At 68.5% G+C, this 15,617-nt stretch carries 11 protein-coding genes and 1 other RNA gene; 9 read left to right on the top strand and 3 right to left on the bottom strand.

Annotated features, from left to right (window positions below):
- Nucleotides 1-7: 7 nt before the first annotated feature.
- On the top strand, nucleotides 8-1,615 hold the full coding sequence (locus tag G8346_RS06980; RefSeq protein ID WP_166049612.1) for an HD domain-containing phosphohydrolase: 1,608 nt from the start codon (nucleotides 8-10) through the stop codon (nucleotides 1,613-1,615).
- 9 nt (nucleotides 1,616-1,624) lie between these two features.
- Nucleotides 1,625-2,929, top strand: a complete 1,305-nt coding sequence (locus G8346_RS06975) for an MFS transporter (protein ID WP_206202635.1) — start codon at nucleotides 1,625-1,627, stop codon at nucleotides 2,927-2,929.
- Here the strand turns inward: G8346_RS06975 and G8346_RS06970 are convergent.
- Nucleotides 2,902-3,915, bottom strand: a complete 1,014-nt coding sequence (locus tag G8346_RS06970; protein ID WP_166049610.1) for a DUF3187 family protein — start codon at nucleotides 3,913-3,915, stop codon at nucleotides 2,902-2,904. The genes G8346_RS06975 and G8346_RS06970 overlap by 28 nt on opposite strands.
- Nucleotides 3,916-3,997: 82 nt before the next feature.
- Between G8346_RS06970 and G8346_RS06965 the strand changes: the two genes are divergently transcribed.
- From G8346_RS06965 to metX, 3 genes are all read left to right on the top strand, one after another.
- Nucleotides 3,998-4,747 (top strand): DUF3943 domain-containing protein, encoded by a 750-nt coding sequence (locus tag G8346_RS06965; RefSeq protein ID WP_206202634.1) that lies wholly within the window; start codon nucleotides 3,998-4,000, stop codon nucleotides 4,745-4,747.
- Nucleotides 4,748-4,857: 110 nt separating this feature from the next.
- Complete coding sequence (locus tag G8346_RS06960; protein ID WP_166049607.1) at nucleotides 4,858-6,165, top strand: O-acetylhomoserine aminocarboxypropyltransferase/cysteine synthase family protein; 1,308 nt, start codon at nucleotides 4,858-4,860, stop codon at nucleotides 6,163-6,165.
- Complete coding sequence (gene metX, locus G8346_RS06955; protein ID WP_166049605.1) at nucleotides 6,165-7,229, top strand: homoserine O-acetyltransferase; 1,065 nt, start codon at nucleotides 6,165-6,167, stop codon at nucleotides 7,227-7,229. Before G8346_RS06960 ends, metX begins: the two co-directional genes overlap by 1 nt.
- On the opposite strand, the gene G8346_RS06950 is transcribed toward metX, so the two are convergent.
- A complete protein-coding gene (locus G8346_RS06950) occupies nucleotides 7,216-8,607 on the bottom strand; it encodes a tyrosine phenol-lyase (protein ID WP_206202633.1) in 1,392 nt (463 codons plus the stop codon). The genes metX and G8346_RS06950 overlap by 14 nt on opposite strands.
- A gap of 152 nt (nucleotides 8,608-8,759) precedes the next feature.
- On the opposite strand from G8346_RS06950, the gene G8346_RS06945 reads away from it, so the two are divergent.
- Both G8346_RS06945 and dauA read left to right on the top strand, forming a co-directional pair.
- Nucleotides 8,760-10,793 carry a S9 family peptidase gene (locus G8346_RS06945; RefSeq protein WP_166049600.1) on the top strand — a complete coding sequence of 678 codons (2,034 nt, stop codon included), beginning with the start codon at nucleotides 8,760-8,762 and terminating at the stop codon, nucleotides 10,791-10,793.
- 47 nt (nucleotides 10,794-10,840) lie between these two features.
- On the top strand, nucleotides 10,841-12,598 hold the full coding sequence (dauA, locus tag G8346_RS06940; protein WP_166049598.1) for a C4-dicarboxylic acid transporter DauA: 1,758 nt from the start codon (nucleotides 10,841-10,843) through the stop codon (nucleotides 12,596-12,598).
- A 57-nt stretch (nucleotides 12,599-12,655) separates the two neighbouring features.
- Here dauA and G8346_RS06935 read toward each other — a convergent pair whose 3' ends face one another.
- The gene (locus G8346_RS06935) at nucleotides 12,656-14,179 is read right to left on the bottom strand and encodes a DUF3300 domain-containing protein (protein WP_166049597.1); all 1,524 of its coding nucleotides are present in this window, start codon (nucleotides 14,177-14,179) and stop codon (nucleotides 12,656-12,658) included.
- A 127-nt stretch (nucleotides 14,180-14,306) separates the two neighbouring features.
- On the opposite strand from G8346_RS06935, the gene ffs reads away from it, so the two are divergent.
- Both ffs and dnaX read left to right on the top strand, forming a co-directional pair.
- An RNA gene (gene ffs / locus G8346_RS06930) (signal recognition particle sRNA small type) lies at nucleotides 14,307-14,403 on the top strand.
- An 87-nt stretch (nucleotides 14,404-14,490) separates the two neighbouring features.
- On the top strand, nucleotides 14,491-15,617 hold a 1,127-nt coding region (dnaX, locus tag G8346_RS06925; RefSeq protein ID WP_166049594.1), incomplete at its 3' end, for a DNA polymerase III subunit gamma/tau.

Below are 15,617 nucleotides of genomic sequence, written 5' to 3'. Positions count from 1 at the left end.
TGCAGCGGTGAAGGCCGGACACTCCCAGCAGGAACGCGAGCGACGCCAGAGCCGCAGCATTGCGCGGATCATCGGCATCTACGTGGTCGTGGCGGCGCTGTGGATCGTCTTCTCCGATTACCTGCTCAGCGCGCTCTGGCCGCAGCAGGAAGAACAATTGCTCGTCTCGATGCTCAAGGGGCTGGCGTTCGTCGGGATCACTGCAACCTTGCTGTGGTTGCTGATGCGCTCCGAACAGCGGCGCGAAACACGCCGCGCGGCGCGCCAGGTCGCGACCACGGCCGCATTGCTGGAGCACTTCCGCGAGCTCTCCGCCAAGGTGCGGGACGCGGTGCTGCTGGTCGACGCGTCGGGCAAGATCATCGAAGCGAACGACGCGGCCATCGGGCTCCTCGGTTGGCCGCGGCCGGTCCTGTGCGGCAAGCGCCTCGACGAAGTGGAGGTGGATCCCTCCGGTACCGGGGACAAGCGCCGCACCGCTTACTACGAGAGCATTTTCCGTGCCTCCGACGGCCGCATGCTCGCGGTGGAAGTCGATGCACTGTCGCTGCAGCTCGGGACGCGCATGTTGCGCCAGCTCATCATCCGCGAGCCCTTTGCCTGGGACGACACCGGGGCGGCGCGACGCGACCGGTCGTGGATCGACGTGTTTTTCGACATGCCGTTCATCGGCATGGCCATTACCTCGCCCGAGACCCGGCGCTGGGTGCGCTTCAACGACCGACTGTGCCAGATGCTCGGTTACTCGCGGGAGGAGTTCCGCAAGCTCAGCTGGGTCGAGGTCACGCACCGGGACGACCTGGGCAAGGACCTCGCAGAGTTCAACCGTGTAATGCGCGGCGAGATCGAGGGCTACCAGATCGAGAAGCGTTTCATCCGCAAGGACGGAGACGTCTTGCATGCGGAGATCGACGTGCGGTGCCGGCGCTTTCCCGACGGGCGGGTGGATTACTTCGTCGCGACGGTGCAGGACGTCAGTGAACAGGTCGAGGCGCAAAAACGCATCCGCGAATACGTGCGGCGGCTGGAGCGCTCAATGCGCGGCACCGTGGACGCGGTGACACGCATGGTCGACCTGCGCGATCCCTACACGGCAGGTCATGAGGCCCGCGTGGGAGAGTTGGCCGCGGCGATCGGCCAGGAGCTTGGCCTCGACCCGGCCACCTGCCAGGGCTTGAATATCACCGGCCGCCTGCACGACATCGGCAAGATCACCGTACCCTCCGAGATTCTCGCCAAGCCCGGCCGGCTCAGCGAGCTGGAGATGAATATGGTCAGGACGCATGCGGAACAGGGCTTCCGCATCCTGCAGGGAATCGAGTTCGACTGGCCCGTGGCCGAAGTCGTGCGCCAGCATCATGAGCGCATGGACGGCAGCGGCTATCCGCAGGGCCTGGCCGGCGACGACATCCTGCTTGAGGCGCGCATCATGGCGGTGGCCGACGTGGTCGAGTCGATGGCCTCGCACCGGCCCTACCGTGCCGCGGTAGGCCTCGACCTCGCCCTGGCGGAAATCGCGGCCGGCGCCGGCGTGCGCTACGATAAGACGGTCGCGGCCGCGTGCATTCGCCTGTTCCGTGAGCGCCACTTCAGCTTCTCCACCAGACCGTCCTGACCGGATCCCATGTTCGCCACCATCGTGCCCCTCAGCGCCCTGTTCTCCGGCGTCGCCGTGCTGCTGCTCGGCAGCGGCCTGCTCGGCACCTTGCTGGGTGTCCGCGGCACCCTGGAGGGCTTCGGCGACCAGGTGCTCGGGCTCATCATGTCCGCGTACTTCCTGGGTTTCTTCGTCGGCACTTTCATTGCGCCGCCGGTCATCCGGCGCATGGGACACATCCGCGCATTTTCCTTTTTCGGCGCGCTCTTCACTTGCACCGTGCTGCTCCACGCCATGTGGGTCACGCCGCTGGGCTGGGGCTTGCTGCGCGTCGGCACGGGGATCGCCGTGGTCGGGCTGTACACGGTCATCGAGAGCTGGCTCAACGCCACGGTGGAGGGGGCGCAGCGGGGACGGGTCTTTGCCGTCTACATGGCCATCAACCTGGTGGCGCTGGCGATCGGGCAGCAGCTGCTGCGTGTGGCGTCGCCCGAGTCGTTCGCCCTGTTCTCCCTCGCGGCGATCCTGGTATGCGCCGCCATGCTGCCGGTGACGGCGACGCGCATGGCGCAGCCTGTCTTGCTCGACGCGGAGCGGCTCGGCGTGCGGCGCATGTTCCGCCTGGCGCCGGCCGCATCCGCCGGCGCCTTGTTCTCCGGCCTGGCGGTCGGCGTCTTCTGGGGGCTGGGACCGGTGTATGCCGGGCGGCTCGGGCTGGATACCGACAGCATCGCCATGTTCATGACCGCCACCATCGTCGGCGGCGCGCTGCTGCAATGGCCGATCGGCCGGTTCTCCGACAGCGGCGACCGGCGCCGGACGCTGGCGTCGGCCTGCCTTGGCGCAGCGCTCGCCGCGGGGATCGCGATGGTGATGCCGTACGGCACCACGGCCGGGCTCTATGGCGCCTTCTTCCTGTACGGCGGGCTGGCTTTTGCCGTGTACCCGGTGGCGGTGGCGCACCTGCTGGACCACGTCGATCCGGCCGAGGTACTGCCGGCCTGCAGCACGGTGCTGCTGCTGCACGGCGTCGGTGCCGCGATCGGCCCCGCCATGGTGGGCTTCCTCATGGCGCATTTCGGTCCGCGGGCCCTCCCGGGCGCGCTCATGACGTTGCAGCTGGTGCTTGGGTTGTACGTGCTGGCGCGTCTTTCGTTGCGCCGCCGCGAATCCACGACGGATAGTCATTTCCATCCCATGCTGCGCACCACGCCGACCGCCATGGAGATGTTGCCGGAGGCGGAACCGGCGCTGGAGGCGGCTGCGGCCGCAGCGCAAGAGGAAATCCCCGCGGCGGACGCGCCTCAGGGTGCGGAGCGCCAGCCCAGGTAGAGGCCGAAGTCCGGGATCGTGTCGGTGCGCAGGTTCTGCAGCATCGCCAGCTCCACCAGGCTGCTGTCGCGCAGCCGCAAGCCCACGCCCGTCGTGAGCTGGATTCCGCCTGCGCCGAGCGCCCGCAGCTCAGAGTCGTAGACGGCGGTATGCAGATCGACCTGCATGCCGGCCTCGAAGCGCGGGTTCATGCGCCAGCGCAAACCGGCCGAGGCGATCCCCACGAAGTCTTCGCGCATCGAGTCCAGCACCTCTGATTCGCCCAGCCACAAAGCGCCCAGCGACCACGCCAGGGAGACGTTCCATGCCGCGAACGAGCGATGGTCGCTGGAGAGCACCTGCAACGACAAGTCCGTGCCGCCGCTGCCCAGGAGCCGGTCGCTGGAGCCGGTCGGCAGCTTGACGCCGCCGCGCAGGACCAGGCTGCGCTGGTCCTGGCCCGCCGGGCGCACATGCCAGTCCAGGTCGAGCCGCACGTCGCCGAGACCGCGCGCGGACTCGCGCAGCGCCACCTGTGCGGCGCCGTCCTGCAGGTAGCTGAAGTCGAGCTGGTTGTTTTCGAAGGCATTTCGACGCTCGTTGGACAGTCCCCACAGGTCGTGCCAGTCGGTGATGAAGCCGTCCATGAAGCCGCTGCTGTGCGCCACCAGCGGCACGGTGGCCGCCACCGCCAGGCCCGGACGCAGGCCGCGGGAGACGGTGAAGGCGCTGCGGTAAGTCTCCCCATCCAGCACGATGCGTTCCGCCTCAGCGTCGCCGTCCTGGATGGAGTTGTTGTTCAGTCGCAGGCCGAGATCCCAACGCCACTGGCCAGGTGCGACGGGCGCCCGCTCCCCCGGCGCCGGGGGCGCGTGCAGCTGCACCAGCGGATGCTGGTTGTGCACGTCGAACAGTACCGCCTGCGCCAGCGCGGGTCCGCTGGGAGTCAACAGGAGCGCCAGCAGGTACAATGCGCCGCGGACTTGGCTGGTGGGACTCGGCTTCATGCTAGCGGCACGTTTTAGCGCATCGCCCCTTGGAAAGCCATGGCGGCAGCGAGTTGGCCTCGCTGCGATCCTTGCGCTGCTGGTGCTGGGCTGCCTGCCGGCTGCCGCCCTGGCGGCCATGTCGAGCCCTGCTCCAGGCAGTGCGCTGGGGACCGCGACCGCGACCGCGACCGCGCCCGAGGGGCCCGACCGGGCCGGCTTGCGGCGCGACACCAGCTTCCTGCTGTCCTACCAGGTGGGCACGGTCGTGGTGCTCTACACGTTGCCCGAGAGCGTGACCAACTGGACCGAAGAACAGCGGTCAGACTACAGCCTCGATTCATGGTGGCAGAACGTCCGCAACCCGCAGTGGGACAGCGACGACTTTTACCTCAACTACGTGCTGCATCCCTACTGGGGCGCCGCCTACTACGTACGAGCCCGCGAGCGGGGTTACGACGAGCGTGCTTCGCTGTGGTATTCGTTTGCCATGTCCTCGGCATTCGAGTTCGGCGTCGAAGCCCTGTTCGAGGAGCCCTCTATCCAGGACATCATCGTGACGCCGGTGGCTGGCGCCATACTCGGCGAGTACTTTATGGGAGTGCGCGCCCGCACGCAGGCGCTTTATGAGCCCGGCGAGCCGATGGAGTTCCGCCATCGCGCCCTGTTGGCCCTGAGCGATCCTATCGGCGCCATCAACCGCCAGGTCGAGTCCTGGCTCGGGATCGAGGAGGGGAACGCGTCCTTCCGGCCCTACATGACCACCGGTCCGCGCCGGCACGCGTCCCGTTTCGACGGCGATATCGGTCCCGATGAGACGATTTACGGCCTCCGCCTTTATTACCGCTGGTAAGGTCGCCCCGACAAATTGATATTGGCGAAGGGCTGGCGGAGGCTGGCTTCAGCGCATGATCCGTGAGCATAATCGGGCGTGCTGCATTGCGACGACCGCCCGGAGCCGACATGAACAAGCCCAGATTCGAGACCCTGCAGGTCCATGCAGGCCAGTCCCCTGCTGCGGGAACGCATTCCCGCGCAGTGCCGATCCACCAGACCACCTCCTTCACCTTCACCGATGCCGATCACGGGGCGCGCCTGTTCGCCCTGCAGGAATTCGGCAACATCTACACCCGGATCATGAACCCGACCACCGACGTGTTCGAGCAGCGCGTGGCGGCGCTCGAGGGCGGGGTGGCGGCGCTGGCCACGGCCAGCGGCCAGTCGGCGCAATTCCTGGCGCTGACGACGCTGGCCGAAGCCGGCGACAACATCGTCTCGGGCAGCAGTCTTTACGGCGGCACCTGGAACCAGTTCAAGGTGCAGTTCCCCCGCATCGGCATCGACGTCCGCTTCGTCGCCACCGATGACTTCGACGCCTGGGAGGCCGCCATCGATGAGCGCACCCGCGCACTGTACGTGGAGAGCATCGGCAATCCCGGCTTCGAAGTGCCGGAGTTCCGCCGCCTGGCCGAGATCGCGCGCAAGCACGGCCTGCCGCTGGTGGTGGACAACACGTTCGGCTGCGCCGGCTACCTGGTCCGCCCCATCGATCACGGCGCCGACATCGTGGTGCAGTCGGCGACGAAGTGGATCGGCGGCCACGGCACGTCCATCGGCGGCGTCATCGTCGACGCCGGCCGCTTCGACTGGTTCGGCGAACGCTTCAAGACCTTCCACACGCCGTCACCCGGCTACCACGGCCTGAACTTCGCCGAGGTCTTCAGCCCCGACGGGCCGTTCGGCAACATTGCTTTCATCATCCGGGCGCGCGTCGAGGGCCTGCGTGACTGGGGACCGGCACTGTCGCCGTTCAACGCCTTCCTGTTCCTGCAAGGACTGGAGACGCTGTCGCTGCGCGTGCAGCGGCATTGCGACAACGCCCTGGAGCTGGCGCGCTGGCTGCAGGCCCAGCCCCAGGTCGAGCGGGTGAACTATCTCGGCCTCGACAGCCACCCCTTCCACCAGCGCGCCCGCGAGTACCTCGAGCACGGCTTCGGCGCCGTGCTGACTTTCGGTATCAAGGGCGGGCTGGAAGCCGGCAAGCGCCTCATCAACTCGGTGGAGCTGGCCAGTCATCTGGCCAACGTCGGCGATGCCAAGACCCTGGTGATCCATCCGGCCAGCACGACGCACCAGCAGCTTTCCGAGGCGGAGCAGCGTGCCGCCGGCGTCACGCCCGACCTGGTGCGGGTGTCGGTCGGCATCGAGCACATCGAGGACATCAAGTCGGATTTCGCCCAGGCATTCGCCAGGGTGGCGGCAGGGGACTGATGGAGGAATCCAGCCTGCGTACAGCGGGGCCGCTGGCGCGGGAAACCCGCGCCTGGCGCCTGGCGCAACCGTTTCATCTCGAAAGCGGCGCCGTGCTGCCGGCAGTCCAGGTGGCCTACCGCACCTGGGGGGAGCTGGCGCCGGGCGGCGACAACGCGGTGCTGGTGTGTCATGCGCTGACCGGGTCAGCGGACGCGGACGCCTGGTGGGGCGGCCTGTTCGGGCCCGGTAAGGCGCTGGACCCGGCGTGGGATTTCATCGTCTGCAGCAACGTGCTGGCCGGTTGCTACGGCACCAGCGGGCCGATCCAGCCGCATCCGGAGGACGGGCAGCCCTGGGGCAGCCGCTTCCCCGAGGTGACAATCCGCGACATGGTGCGCCTGCAGGCCCTGTTGCTGGACCATCTCGGCGTTGACACGCTCAAGCTGGTGCTGGGGCCCTCGCTGGGCGGCATGCAGGTGCTGGAATGGGCGGCGACGTTCCCGGGCCGCGTGCAGGCCATGGCGCCGATCGGGGTGTCCGGCCGCCACTCGGCGTGGTGCATATCGATCGGCGAGGCCCAGCGTCGCGCGATTTTTCTCGATCCGGACTGGCGTGACGGCCGCTATGCCGCGGACAAGCCGCCTCGCCACGGGCTCGCCGTCGCCCGCATGATGGCCATGGTGAGCTACCGCAGCTGGGAAAACTTCGAGACGCGGTTCGGCCGCAAGACCCAGGACTGGGACGGGCGTTTTGCTGCAGCGTCCTACCTGGATTACCAGGGCGAGAAACTGTATCGGCGTTTCGACGCCAACACCTATGTGCGGCTCACCCAGGCCATGGACAGCCATGACCTCGCCCGCGGCAGGGGCGAATACGCAGATGTCCTCGGGCGCATCGACATCCCGGCCCTGGTGGTGTCGGTGGATTCGGACGTGCTGTACCCGCCGCACGAGCAACGCGACCTGGCCGAGCTGCTGCCGCAGGCGCATTACGAGGTGCTGCACACCCCGGCGGGCCACGACGGCTTCCTCATCGAGACCGATGCGCTGAGCGACATGATCCTGCGCTTCATGCAGGGCTGACGGGTTCGAACCTCCCGAGAAAGAACCGGAGCTGTTCGGGCTCGTAGGCGAAGCGCAGTCCGAGAATCTGCCCGGCGTTCCCCGCGACCTCGATGACACTCTCGGCGACTACGTCCATGTGCGCCTGCGTATAGACGCGGCGCGGGATGGTAAGCCGGACCAGTTCGAGGCTGGGCATGTAGTTCTCGCCCGTCTCCTTGTCGCGCCCGGCGGACACGGCGCCTCGTTCCATGGAGCGCACTCCGGAGTCGAGGTAGATGGCAGCGGCGAGCGCCTGGGCGGGGAACTGGTGCTGCGGGATGTGCGGCAGTATGCGACGCGCGTCCAGGAAGACGGCATGCCCGCCGACCGGCTTGACGATCGGGACGCCGGCACGGTCGAGCAGGGCGCCGAGGTACTCCACCTGCCCCACCCGCGCGCGAATGTGGTTGTCGTCCACGCTTTCGCGGATACCGATCGCCATCGCCTCCATGTCGCGACCCGCCAGCCCGCCGTAGGTGTGGAGGCCCTCGTAGACCACCACCAGGTCGCAGGCGCGGCGGTAGAGGTCGGGATCATTCATGGCCAGGAAGCCGCCTATATTGACGAGGGCGTCTTTCTTCGCCGACATCGTGGCGATTTCCGTCAGGGCGCAGATCTCGTGCACGATATCGCGCACCTGTCGGTCGCGGTAACCGGCCTCGCGCTGCTGGATGAAGAAGGCATTCTCCGCCACGCGCGTCATGTCGTGCACGATCGGGATGCCATGCTCGTCGCACCAGGCGCGCAATGCCCGCAGGTTGGCCATGGAGACGGGCTGGCCGCCCGCCATGTTCACTGCGGTGGCGAGACTGACATAGGGGATGCGCTCCGCGCCGACGCGCGCCCGCAGGGCTTCGAGTTTCTCCAGGTCGATGTTGCCTTTGAAAGGGTGCGGGTCCGCCGGGTCGTGCGCGTTGTCGATGATGACGTCGACGAAGGCGCCGCCCGCCAGCTCCTGGTGCAGGCGGGTGGTGGTGAAATACATGTTGCCCGGGACGAAGTCGCCCGGCTTGATGAGCAGCTTGCTGACGAGATGCTCCGCGCCGCGGCCCTGGTGCGTCGGCACGGTGTGCCGGTAGCTGTAGATCTCCTCCACGGTGTCGCGCAGGTGGTAGAAATTCGCGCTGCCGGCGTAAGCTTCGTCGCCCCGCATCATGCCGGCCCACTGCCGGTCGCTCATGGCGGAAACGCCGGAGTCCGTGAGCAGGTCGATGTAGACATCCTCGGAACGCAGCAGGAACGTATTCCAGCCCGCCTGCTCGATGGCGTGTCGCCGTGCCTCGGGTGTGGTGGTCTTCAGCAGCTCCACCATCTTGATCTTGAAGGGCTCAGCCCACGAGCGGCGACGCTCAGCCATGGCGATTTCTCCTGCGAACACGGGCATGGACTGATAAGTTTCTCGCCTGGCGACCGGGCGGCCGACGGGGTTTCTACGGATTGCTTTCTTGGCCGGTGCGCCCGGACGAGGTATCGTTCCCAACTCGCAGCCCATCATCTGGAGATTTACCTATGCGGCACGTCCTGGTCCTCCTGCTGGCGCTTCTCGCGGCGTCGTGGTCCCCGGTCAATGCGAGCGAAATCAAGCCGCTCGATGCGGACACGCTCTGGGAACTGAAGCGGCTGTCCAATCCCGCGATCTCGCCCGACGGCAGCCAGGTGGTGCTCGCCGTGACGCGTTACGAGATGAAGGACGACAAGGGCATCACCAACCTCTGGCTGGTGGCCACCGACGGCAGCGGCGCGCGCCAGCTGACCACGCATTCGGGCAGCGACTCCAGCCCGGCCTGGAGCCCGGACGGGCGCCACATCGCCTTCATCTCGAAGCGTGGCGAAGACGAGCAGAGCCAGGTCTACGTCATCCCCACGGCCGGGGGCGAGGGGCGCGCGGTGACATCGGTGCCCACGGGGGCCAGCGCGCCCATGTGGTTCCCGGACTCCAGCGAGATCGCGTTCATCAGCCGCGTCTTCGAGGACACGGCCGACTGGGACGAGATGGCCGCGCGCCTCAAGGAAGAGAAGGACAGCAAGGACTCGGCCAAGGCCTGGGACAAGGCCCCGGCCCGCTACTGGGACCGCTGGCACGACGAGCGCAAGCCCCATCTGTACCGGGTCGCCATCGACGGCGGCGAGGTACAGCCGATCACCCCGGGCTCCGGCGTACACCTGCCGATCAGCGTCGCCGGCACCGAAAGCTACGACATCTCCCCGGACGGCGAGCAGGTCGCCGTGGTGGCGGACTCGGACCCCACCGGCACCGCCTCCAACCCGGATATCTATGTGCTACCGGCCGCGGGCGGCGAGGCGGTCAATCTCACGCCCGGGAACCCGGCGCCGGATTTCGCCCCGGCGTACAGCCCGAACGGGCGCTGGCTGGCGTTCTCGCAGCGACAGATCCCCGGCTTTTACGCCGATCGCGCGCGGCTGGTGCTGCACGACCGGCGCGACGGTACGCAGCGCGTGGTGACGGAGGAATTCGATCGCACGGTGAGCGGAGTGACCTGGGCGCCCGACAGCCGCAAGGTTTACGCGGCCATCGACGATGCCGCGCACAACCGCGTCTATGCTATCGACGTGCGCAGCGGCAAGCCGACGCCGCTGACTGCGGAGCACAGCTTCGGCAGCGTGGAGTTGTCCGCGGACGGGCGCACGCTGGTGGCGTTGCGCCAGAGCTTTATCGAGCCGCCGACGCTGGTGCGGATCGACCCGCGTCGCGGCACGGTGACCAAGCTCTCGGACTTCAACGACGAGATCCTGGCCGGCGTGGACTTCGGACGCTACGAGAGCGTGACTTACGAGGGCGCCAACGGCGACCCGGTGCAGATGTGGGTGGTGTATCCGCCCGGTTTCGACCCCGAGCAGAAGTACCCGCTGTACCTGTTGCTCCACGGCGGGCCGCACAACGGCATCACCGACGGCTTCCATTTCCGCTGGAACGCCCAGATTTTTTCCGGCTGGGGCTACGTGACCGGCTGGCACAATTTCCACGGCTCGAGCGGCTTCGGCCAGGACTTCACCGACTCCATCAATCCCTACCAGTCGGAGCTGCCATACATCGACACCATCAAGGCAGCGGAATGGTTCGCCGCCAAGCCCTGGATCGACAGTGAGCGCATGGGCGCCGGTGGCGGCAGCTACGGCGGCTACCTGGCCTCGATCCTGCTCGGCCGCGAGCACCCCTTCAAGACGCTGGTGGCGCATGCGGCAGTGTTCAACTGGCTCACCCAGTACGCCGCCGACTACGGCGCCTCGCAGCGGCGCCACGGCGAGTTCTGGGAAAAGCCAGGGCACTACGAGAAGTCCTCCCCGCACATGGGCGCGGCGAACTTCGACACCCCGACCCTGGTGATCCACGGCCAGCTGGACTACCGCGTGCCGCTGAACCACGGCATCGAGCTGTTCAACATCCTGCAGAACCGCGGCGTGCGCAGCCGGCTGGTGTATTACCCGGACGAGAACCACTGGATTCTCAAGCCGAACAACTCGCTGCGCTGGTACCAGGAGAAGAAGGACTGGCTGGCGGAGTTCCTGCAGCCGGCTGACTGAGGGCGCCTGATCGACGGGACGTCATCGACATGCAATGATCGTTGTCGATGGCGTCCCGCCCGACACCTCCGACACTGCCCGCGATCCCGCGCCCTCGCATCGCGGCGGGCCTGCGCGACGCCTGGCGCACGGGCTACGGCCTGCCCGAGCTGCGCAAGGACATCCTCGCCGGCCTGACCATCGGCATCGTTGCCGTCCCGTTGGCCATGGCGCTGGCCATCGCCACCGGCGTGCCGCCCCAGCACGGGCTGTACACGGCGATCATTGCCGGCATCGTGATTGCGCTGACTGGCGGGTCCCGCTTCAACGTCTCGGGCCCGACGGCTGCCTTCGTGGTGATCCTGCTGCCCATCGTGCAGGCCTACGGGCTCGGCGGCCTCCTCGTGGCGACCATCATGGCCGGCTGCATCCTCGTCGCCATGGGCGTCGGGCGCATGGGCGCCCTGATCCAGTTCGTGCCCTATCCGGTCGTGCTCGGCTTCACCGCCGGGATCGGCGTGGTGATCGCCACCCTGCAGCTGCCGGATTTCATGGGGCTGGCGCTGCCGGCCGCGGAGGCGGGGAGCGACTACCTGGACAAGCTGGTCGCCATCGTGCGGGCGCTGCCGGGGCTGGACCCGGCCGAGTTCGGGCTGGGGCTGGCGACGCTGGCGGTACTCCTGGCCTGGCCGCGGCTGAAATTGCCGGTGCCCGGACCACTGGTCGCGCTTGCGGCAGCCACGCTGCTGGCCTGGGCGCTGAACAGCCTGGGCTGGCACATCGAGACCATCGCGGACCGCTTCAGCTGGCAGGTCGGGGACGCGGCCGGCCGGGGCATCCCGCCCCTGCTGCCCGGCTTCGCCTTCCCGTGGCAGTTCCCGGGCAAGGACGGCGCTGCGATGCAGCTGGACTTTGGCGTCTTCCAGGCGCTCCTCGGCCCGGCCATCGCGATCGCGCTGCTGGCGGCCATCGAGTCGCTGCTGTGCGGCGTCATCGCCAACGGCCTGACCCGCACGCGGCATGATCCCAACAGCGAGCTGATCGGGCAGGGCATCGGCAACATCGTGGCGCCGTTTTTCGGCGGCATCACGGCGACCGCGGCCATCGCCCGCACCGCCACCAGCATCCGCAGCGGCGCGGTGTCTCCCGTTGCGGCCGTGGTGCACGGCCTGGTGGTGCTGCTGGCGGTCGTGGCGCTGGCCGGGCTGCTTGGACGGGTGCCCATGGCGGCACTGGCGGCGCTGCTCTTCGTCATCGCCTGGAACATGAGCGAGCCGCACCTGTTCCTGCGCACCCTGCGCTCGGCACCGCGCGGCGATGCCGCGATACTCGCGTTGTGTTTCCTGCTCACCGTGCTGTTCGACATGGTGCTCGCGGTGGGGGTCGGCGTCGGCCTGGCCGGGATGCTGTTTATCCGTCGCATGGCGGGCCTGACCCACAGCAGCCGTATTCATGGCGCGGCCGGATCGGACGCGGCGGCCCTGCCGCCGGAGGTGGCGGTCTACGACGTCAACGGCCCGCTTTTTTTCGCCGCGGCCGAGAAGGCCGTCACCTCGTTGCAGGTGGTGGATCCCGGCGTGCGCGTGGTGGTGCTGGACATGACCGACGTGCCCAGCATGGATGGGACGGCCGTCGTGGCGATGCAGGGGCTGCTCGAGGAAATGGATCGCCAGGGAGTGGGCGTGGTGATTGCCGGGCTGCAGGCGCGCATGGTGCTGAAACTGCTGCGCGCCGGCGTGATCCGGCGGAAAGGCCGGCTGAACTTCAGCCGCAACCTGGTGCAGGGGCTGCGCGTGGCGGCGCGCTGGTCGGGCGCGCGGACGTGACCTGCGTCGAGGCCTGACCGCGCGCCCCGGCGGCGGCCAAGCCGCCGGCGCCCGGCGCTAGTTGACCTGGCGCCGCAGCCGGCTGTCCGCGCCCGAGTTGCCGCGGCGCACTTGCGGCGCTTGCGCACGTCCGCGGCTGGACGAGTCGCTCTTCGCCCGGGACGGCCGTGATTGCGCCTGGCGGGCGGGTGCTGCCTGGCGCGTGGGTGCGGCTTGTCGCGCTGGAGCTGCCCGCGGTGACGGCGCAGCCTGGCGAGAGGGCGCTGCGCTGCGCGTGGCCGCTGCCTGGCGGGCGGGCGCATGCGCCCGGGCGGACGGCTGTGCACGCTGCACCTGGGCCTGCTGCCGGGTCGCGCGATAGCTCTGCGACTGGCGCGGGTTCGGCTGCGCGGGGCGCTGGCTGCGCTGCGTGGCGGTCTCGATCCGGCGCTGTAACGGCGCGCTGGCGGTGCGCTCCGGTCGCTCAAGCCTTGGCTGGCGTTCAGCACGCTGCTGGCGCTCCGTCCGGAGTTGGCGCTCGACGCGCGCCGGATCATTGCTCTCGCGGTAATTGCGTGGCGCCGAGCGCTGCTGCGACTGTTCCTGTCGTGTTGTCGACGAACCGAAGCGCTGTCCCGTCTGCGGCGCGCCGCGTCGCTCGGCGCGCGACTCGGAATAGCGCACGCTGGGCGGGCGGATATGGGGTTCGTAGCGCTTGCGCAACTCGTGGTGGCGGTACTTCACGCTGCGGCGATGCCACGGGTTGTGCTTCCAGCGCTCGCCCGGCACGTAATAGCGCTGGGCCCCGTAGTAATGCCGCGGGGGATAGTAGTAACGCGGCGCGCGCACGATGACCACGTTGCGGCTGGGCCAGTAGAAATCGCTGTAGAAGAACCCGGTCGCGACGTGGATGCCGCTGCTCCAGTAGAAACCGGTCGAGCCGTAATAGGTGTAGTAGGACGGCCGGGGCCAGTAGACCGGCGGGTAGGCCGGGCGCCACCAGTTGCCGTACACCACGCGGGTGTCGTAGTAGGGGATGTAGACGATGCGCTCGCGTGCCGGTTCGATGACGATGGTCCGCTCCTCGCGCACCACGCGCACCTGCTCGGTGTCCTGCAGGCTGCCGGCCTCGTCGGCCTTGGCGCGCAGGAACTGGATGGAATCCATGACGTCGCTTTCCTGCAGCAACATGGCCTCACCCAGCTGGCGCGTCCATTCCAGGTCCTGGTCCATCTGCGCGAGCAGGTCCGGGAATGCGACCAGCGACTTCACGCTGGGATCCCAGTCCTCCTCTGCGACGGCTTGCACCGCGGCCTCGCCATCCAGGCCGGGATTGGCGCGCGACCAGCGTGCAGCCGCCACGATCTCCAGCGGATAGGTTGCGGCGATGAGCACCTGCGACAGCAGGGCGTCCGGGTACAGCGCGATGGGCGCCAGCAGCTGGTCCAGCTCGGCCTCGGTGAAGAGCGCGTTCTCGCCGGCGAGGCCCGGCTCATCGACAATCGGCTCGACCACGTATTCCTGGGCCTGGGCCGGCACGGCGACGAACGCCAGTCCGAGCATGGCGATGAAGGTCGTGGCGGCGGTGCGGGTCCGGTTCATGGCGCACTCCTGGTTGATGCCATGGGCTAAACCTAGCACTTCGAACCTGAACGTAGGGCAACGAGAGCGCCTTTCCGGTTAACATAGGCGCCCCCGGCGTTCGCCGGGACCCGTCAATGGTGGCCCGTGCCGGTCCCCTCGCGACGGCCAGCCGTGAACCCCGCCAGGCCCGGAAGGGAGCAACGGTAGCGGCGACGCCGGGCGCCGGGGTGTGGCTGGTACGGGCCGCCACCTTTCACGGCGCCGCGGGCAGGCGGGATGATAAACTCACCCGCGTCCCGAAGCCGAACCAGGTACGCTGCCCCAAGCCCATGAGTTACCAAGCGCTCGCCCGCAAGTGGCGCCCCCGCGTTTTTGCCGACCTGGTGGGCCAGGAGCATGTCCTGCGCGCCCTCGTGCATGCGCTCGACAACGACCGGCTGCACCATGCCTACCTGTTCACCGGCACGCGCGGCGTCGGCAAGACCACCATCGCCCGCATCTTCGCCAAGGCGCTGAACTGCGAGCAGGGCGTCTCTTCGGCCCCCTGCGGCGAGTGCGCCGCCTGCCGCGATATCGACGACGGGCGTTTCGTGGACCTGATCGAGGTGGACGCCGCGTCGCGCACCAAGGTGGAGGACACCCGCGACCTGCTCGACAACGTGCAGTACTCGCCGGCGCGCGGCCGCTACAAGGTGTACCTCATCGACGAGGTGCACATGCTGTCGAAGCATTCCTTCAACGCGCTGTTGAAGACGCTGGAGGAACCGCCGCCGCACGTGAAGTTCCTGCTCGCCACCACCGATCCGCAGCAGCTGCCGATGACCGTGTTGTCGCGCTGCCTGCAGTTCAACCTCAAGCGCCTGCCGGTGGCCATGATCCGCGAGCGGCTGAAGTTGGTGGCGGAGCACGAGGGACTGGAATTCGAGCCGCCGGCGCTGGACCTGCTCGCGCGCGCCGCGGACGGCAGCCTGCGGGATGCCCTCAGCCTGCTGGACCAGGCGGCTTCCCACGGCGGCGGCCGCCTCACCGAGACCGAGGTGGCGTCGATGCTGGGCACGGTCGACCGCGAGTACGCGGTGCGACTGCTGGAGGCGGTGGTGGCGGGCGATGCGCCCAGTCTGATGGCCGAGGTGGCGGCGCTGGACGAGCACGTGCCGGATTATTTCGAACTGCTGGGGACCCTGGCGGCGCTGTTGCAGCGGGCGGCGGTGCTGCAGGCGGTCCCTGGCCTGGACGACGACGAGGACGGACTGACGCCGCGCGCCAGGCCGGTGGCCAACCAGGCCGCACCGGAGGACCTGCAGTTGTGGTACCAGGTCGCCGTCGCCGGGCGGCGCGACCTGCCGCTGGCGCCGTCGCCGCGCGCCGGCTGCGAGATGGTACTGCTGCGCATGCTGGCCTTCCGCTATGCCGAGCCCGGCGCGCTGGCTGCCGCGCCTGCAGCGCAGGGCGGCGC

Origin of the sequence: Thioalkalivibrio sp. XN279, from assembly GCF_011089885.1 — a bacterium.
GTDB lineage: Bacteria > Pseudomonadota > Gammaproteobacteria > Steroidobacterales > XN24 > XN24.
This window is presented reverse-complemented; position numbering and strand designations above follow the sequence as displayed.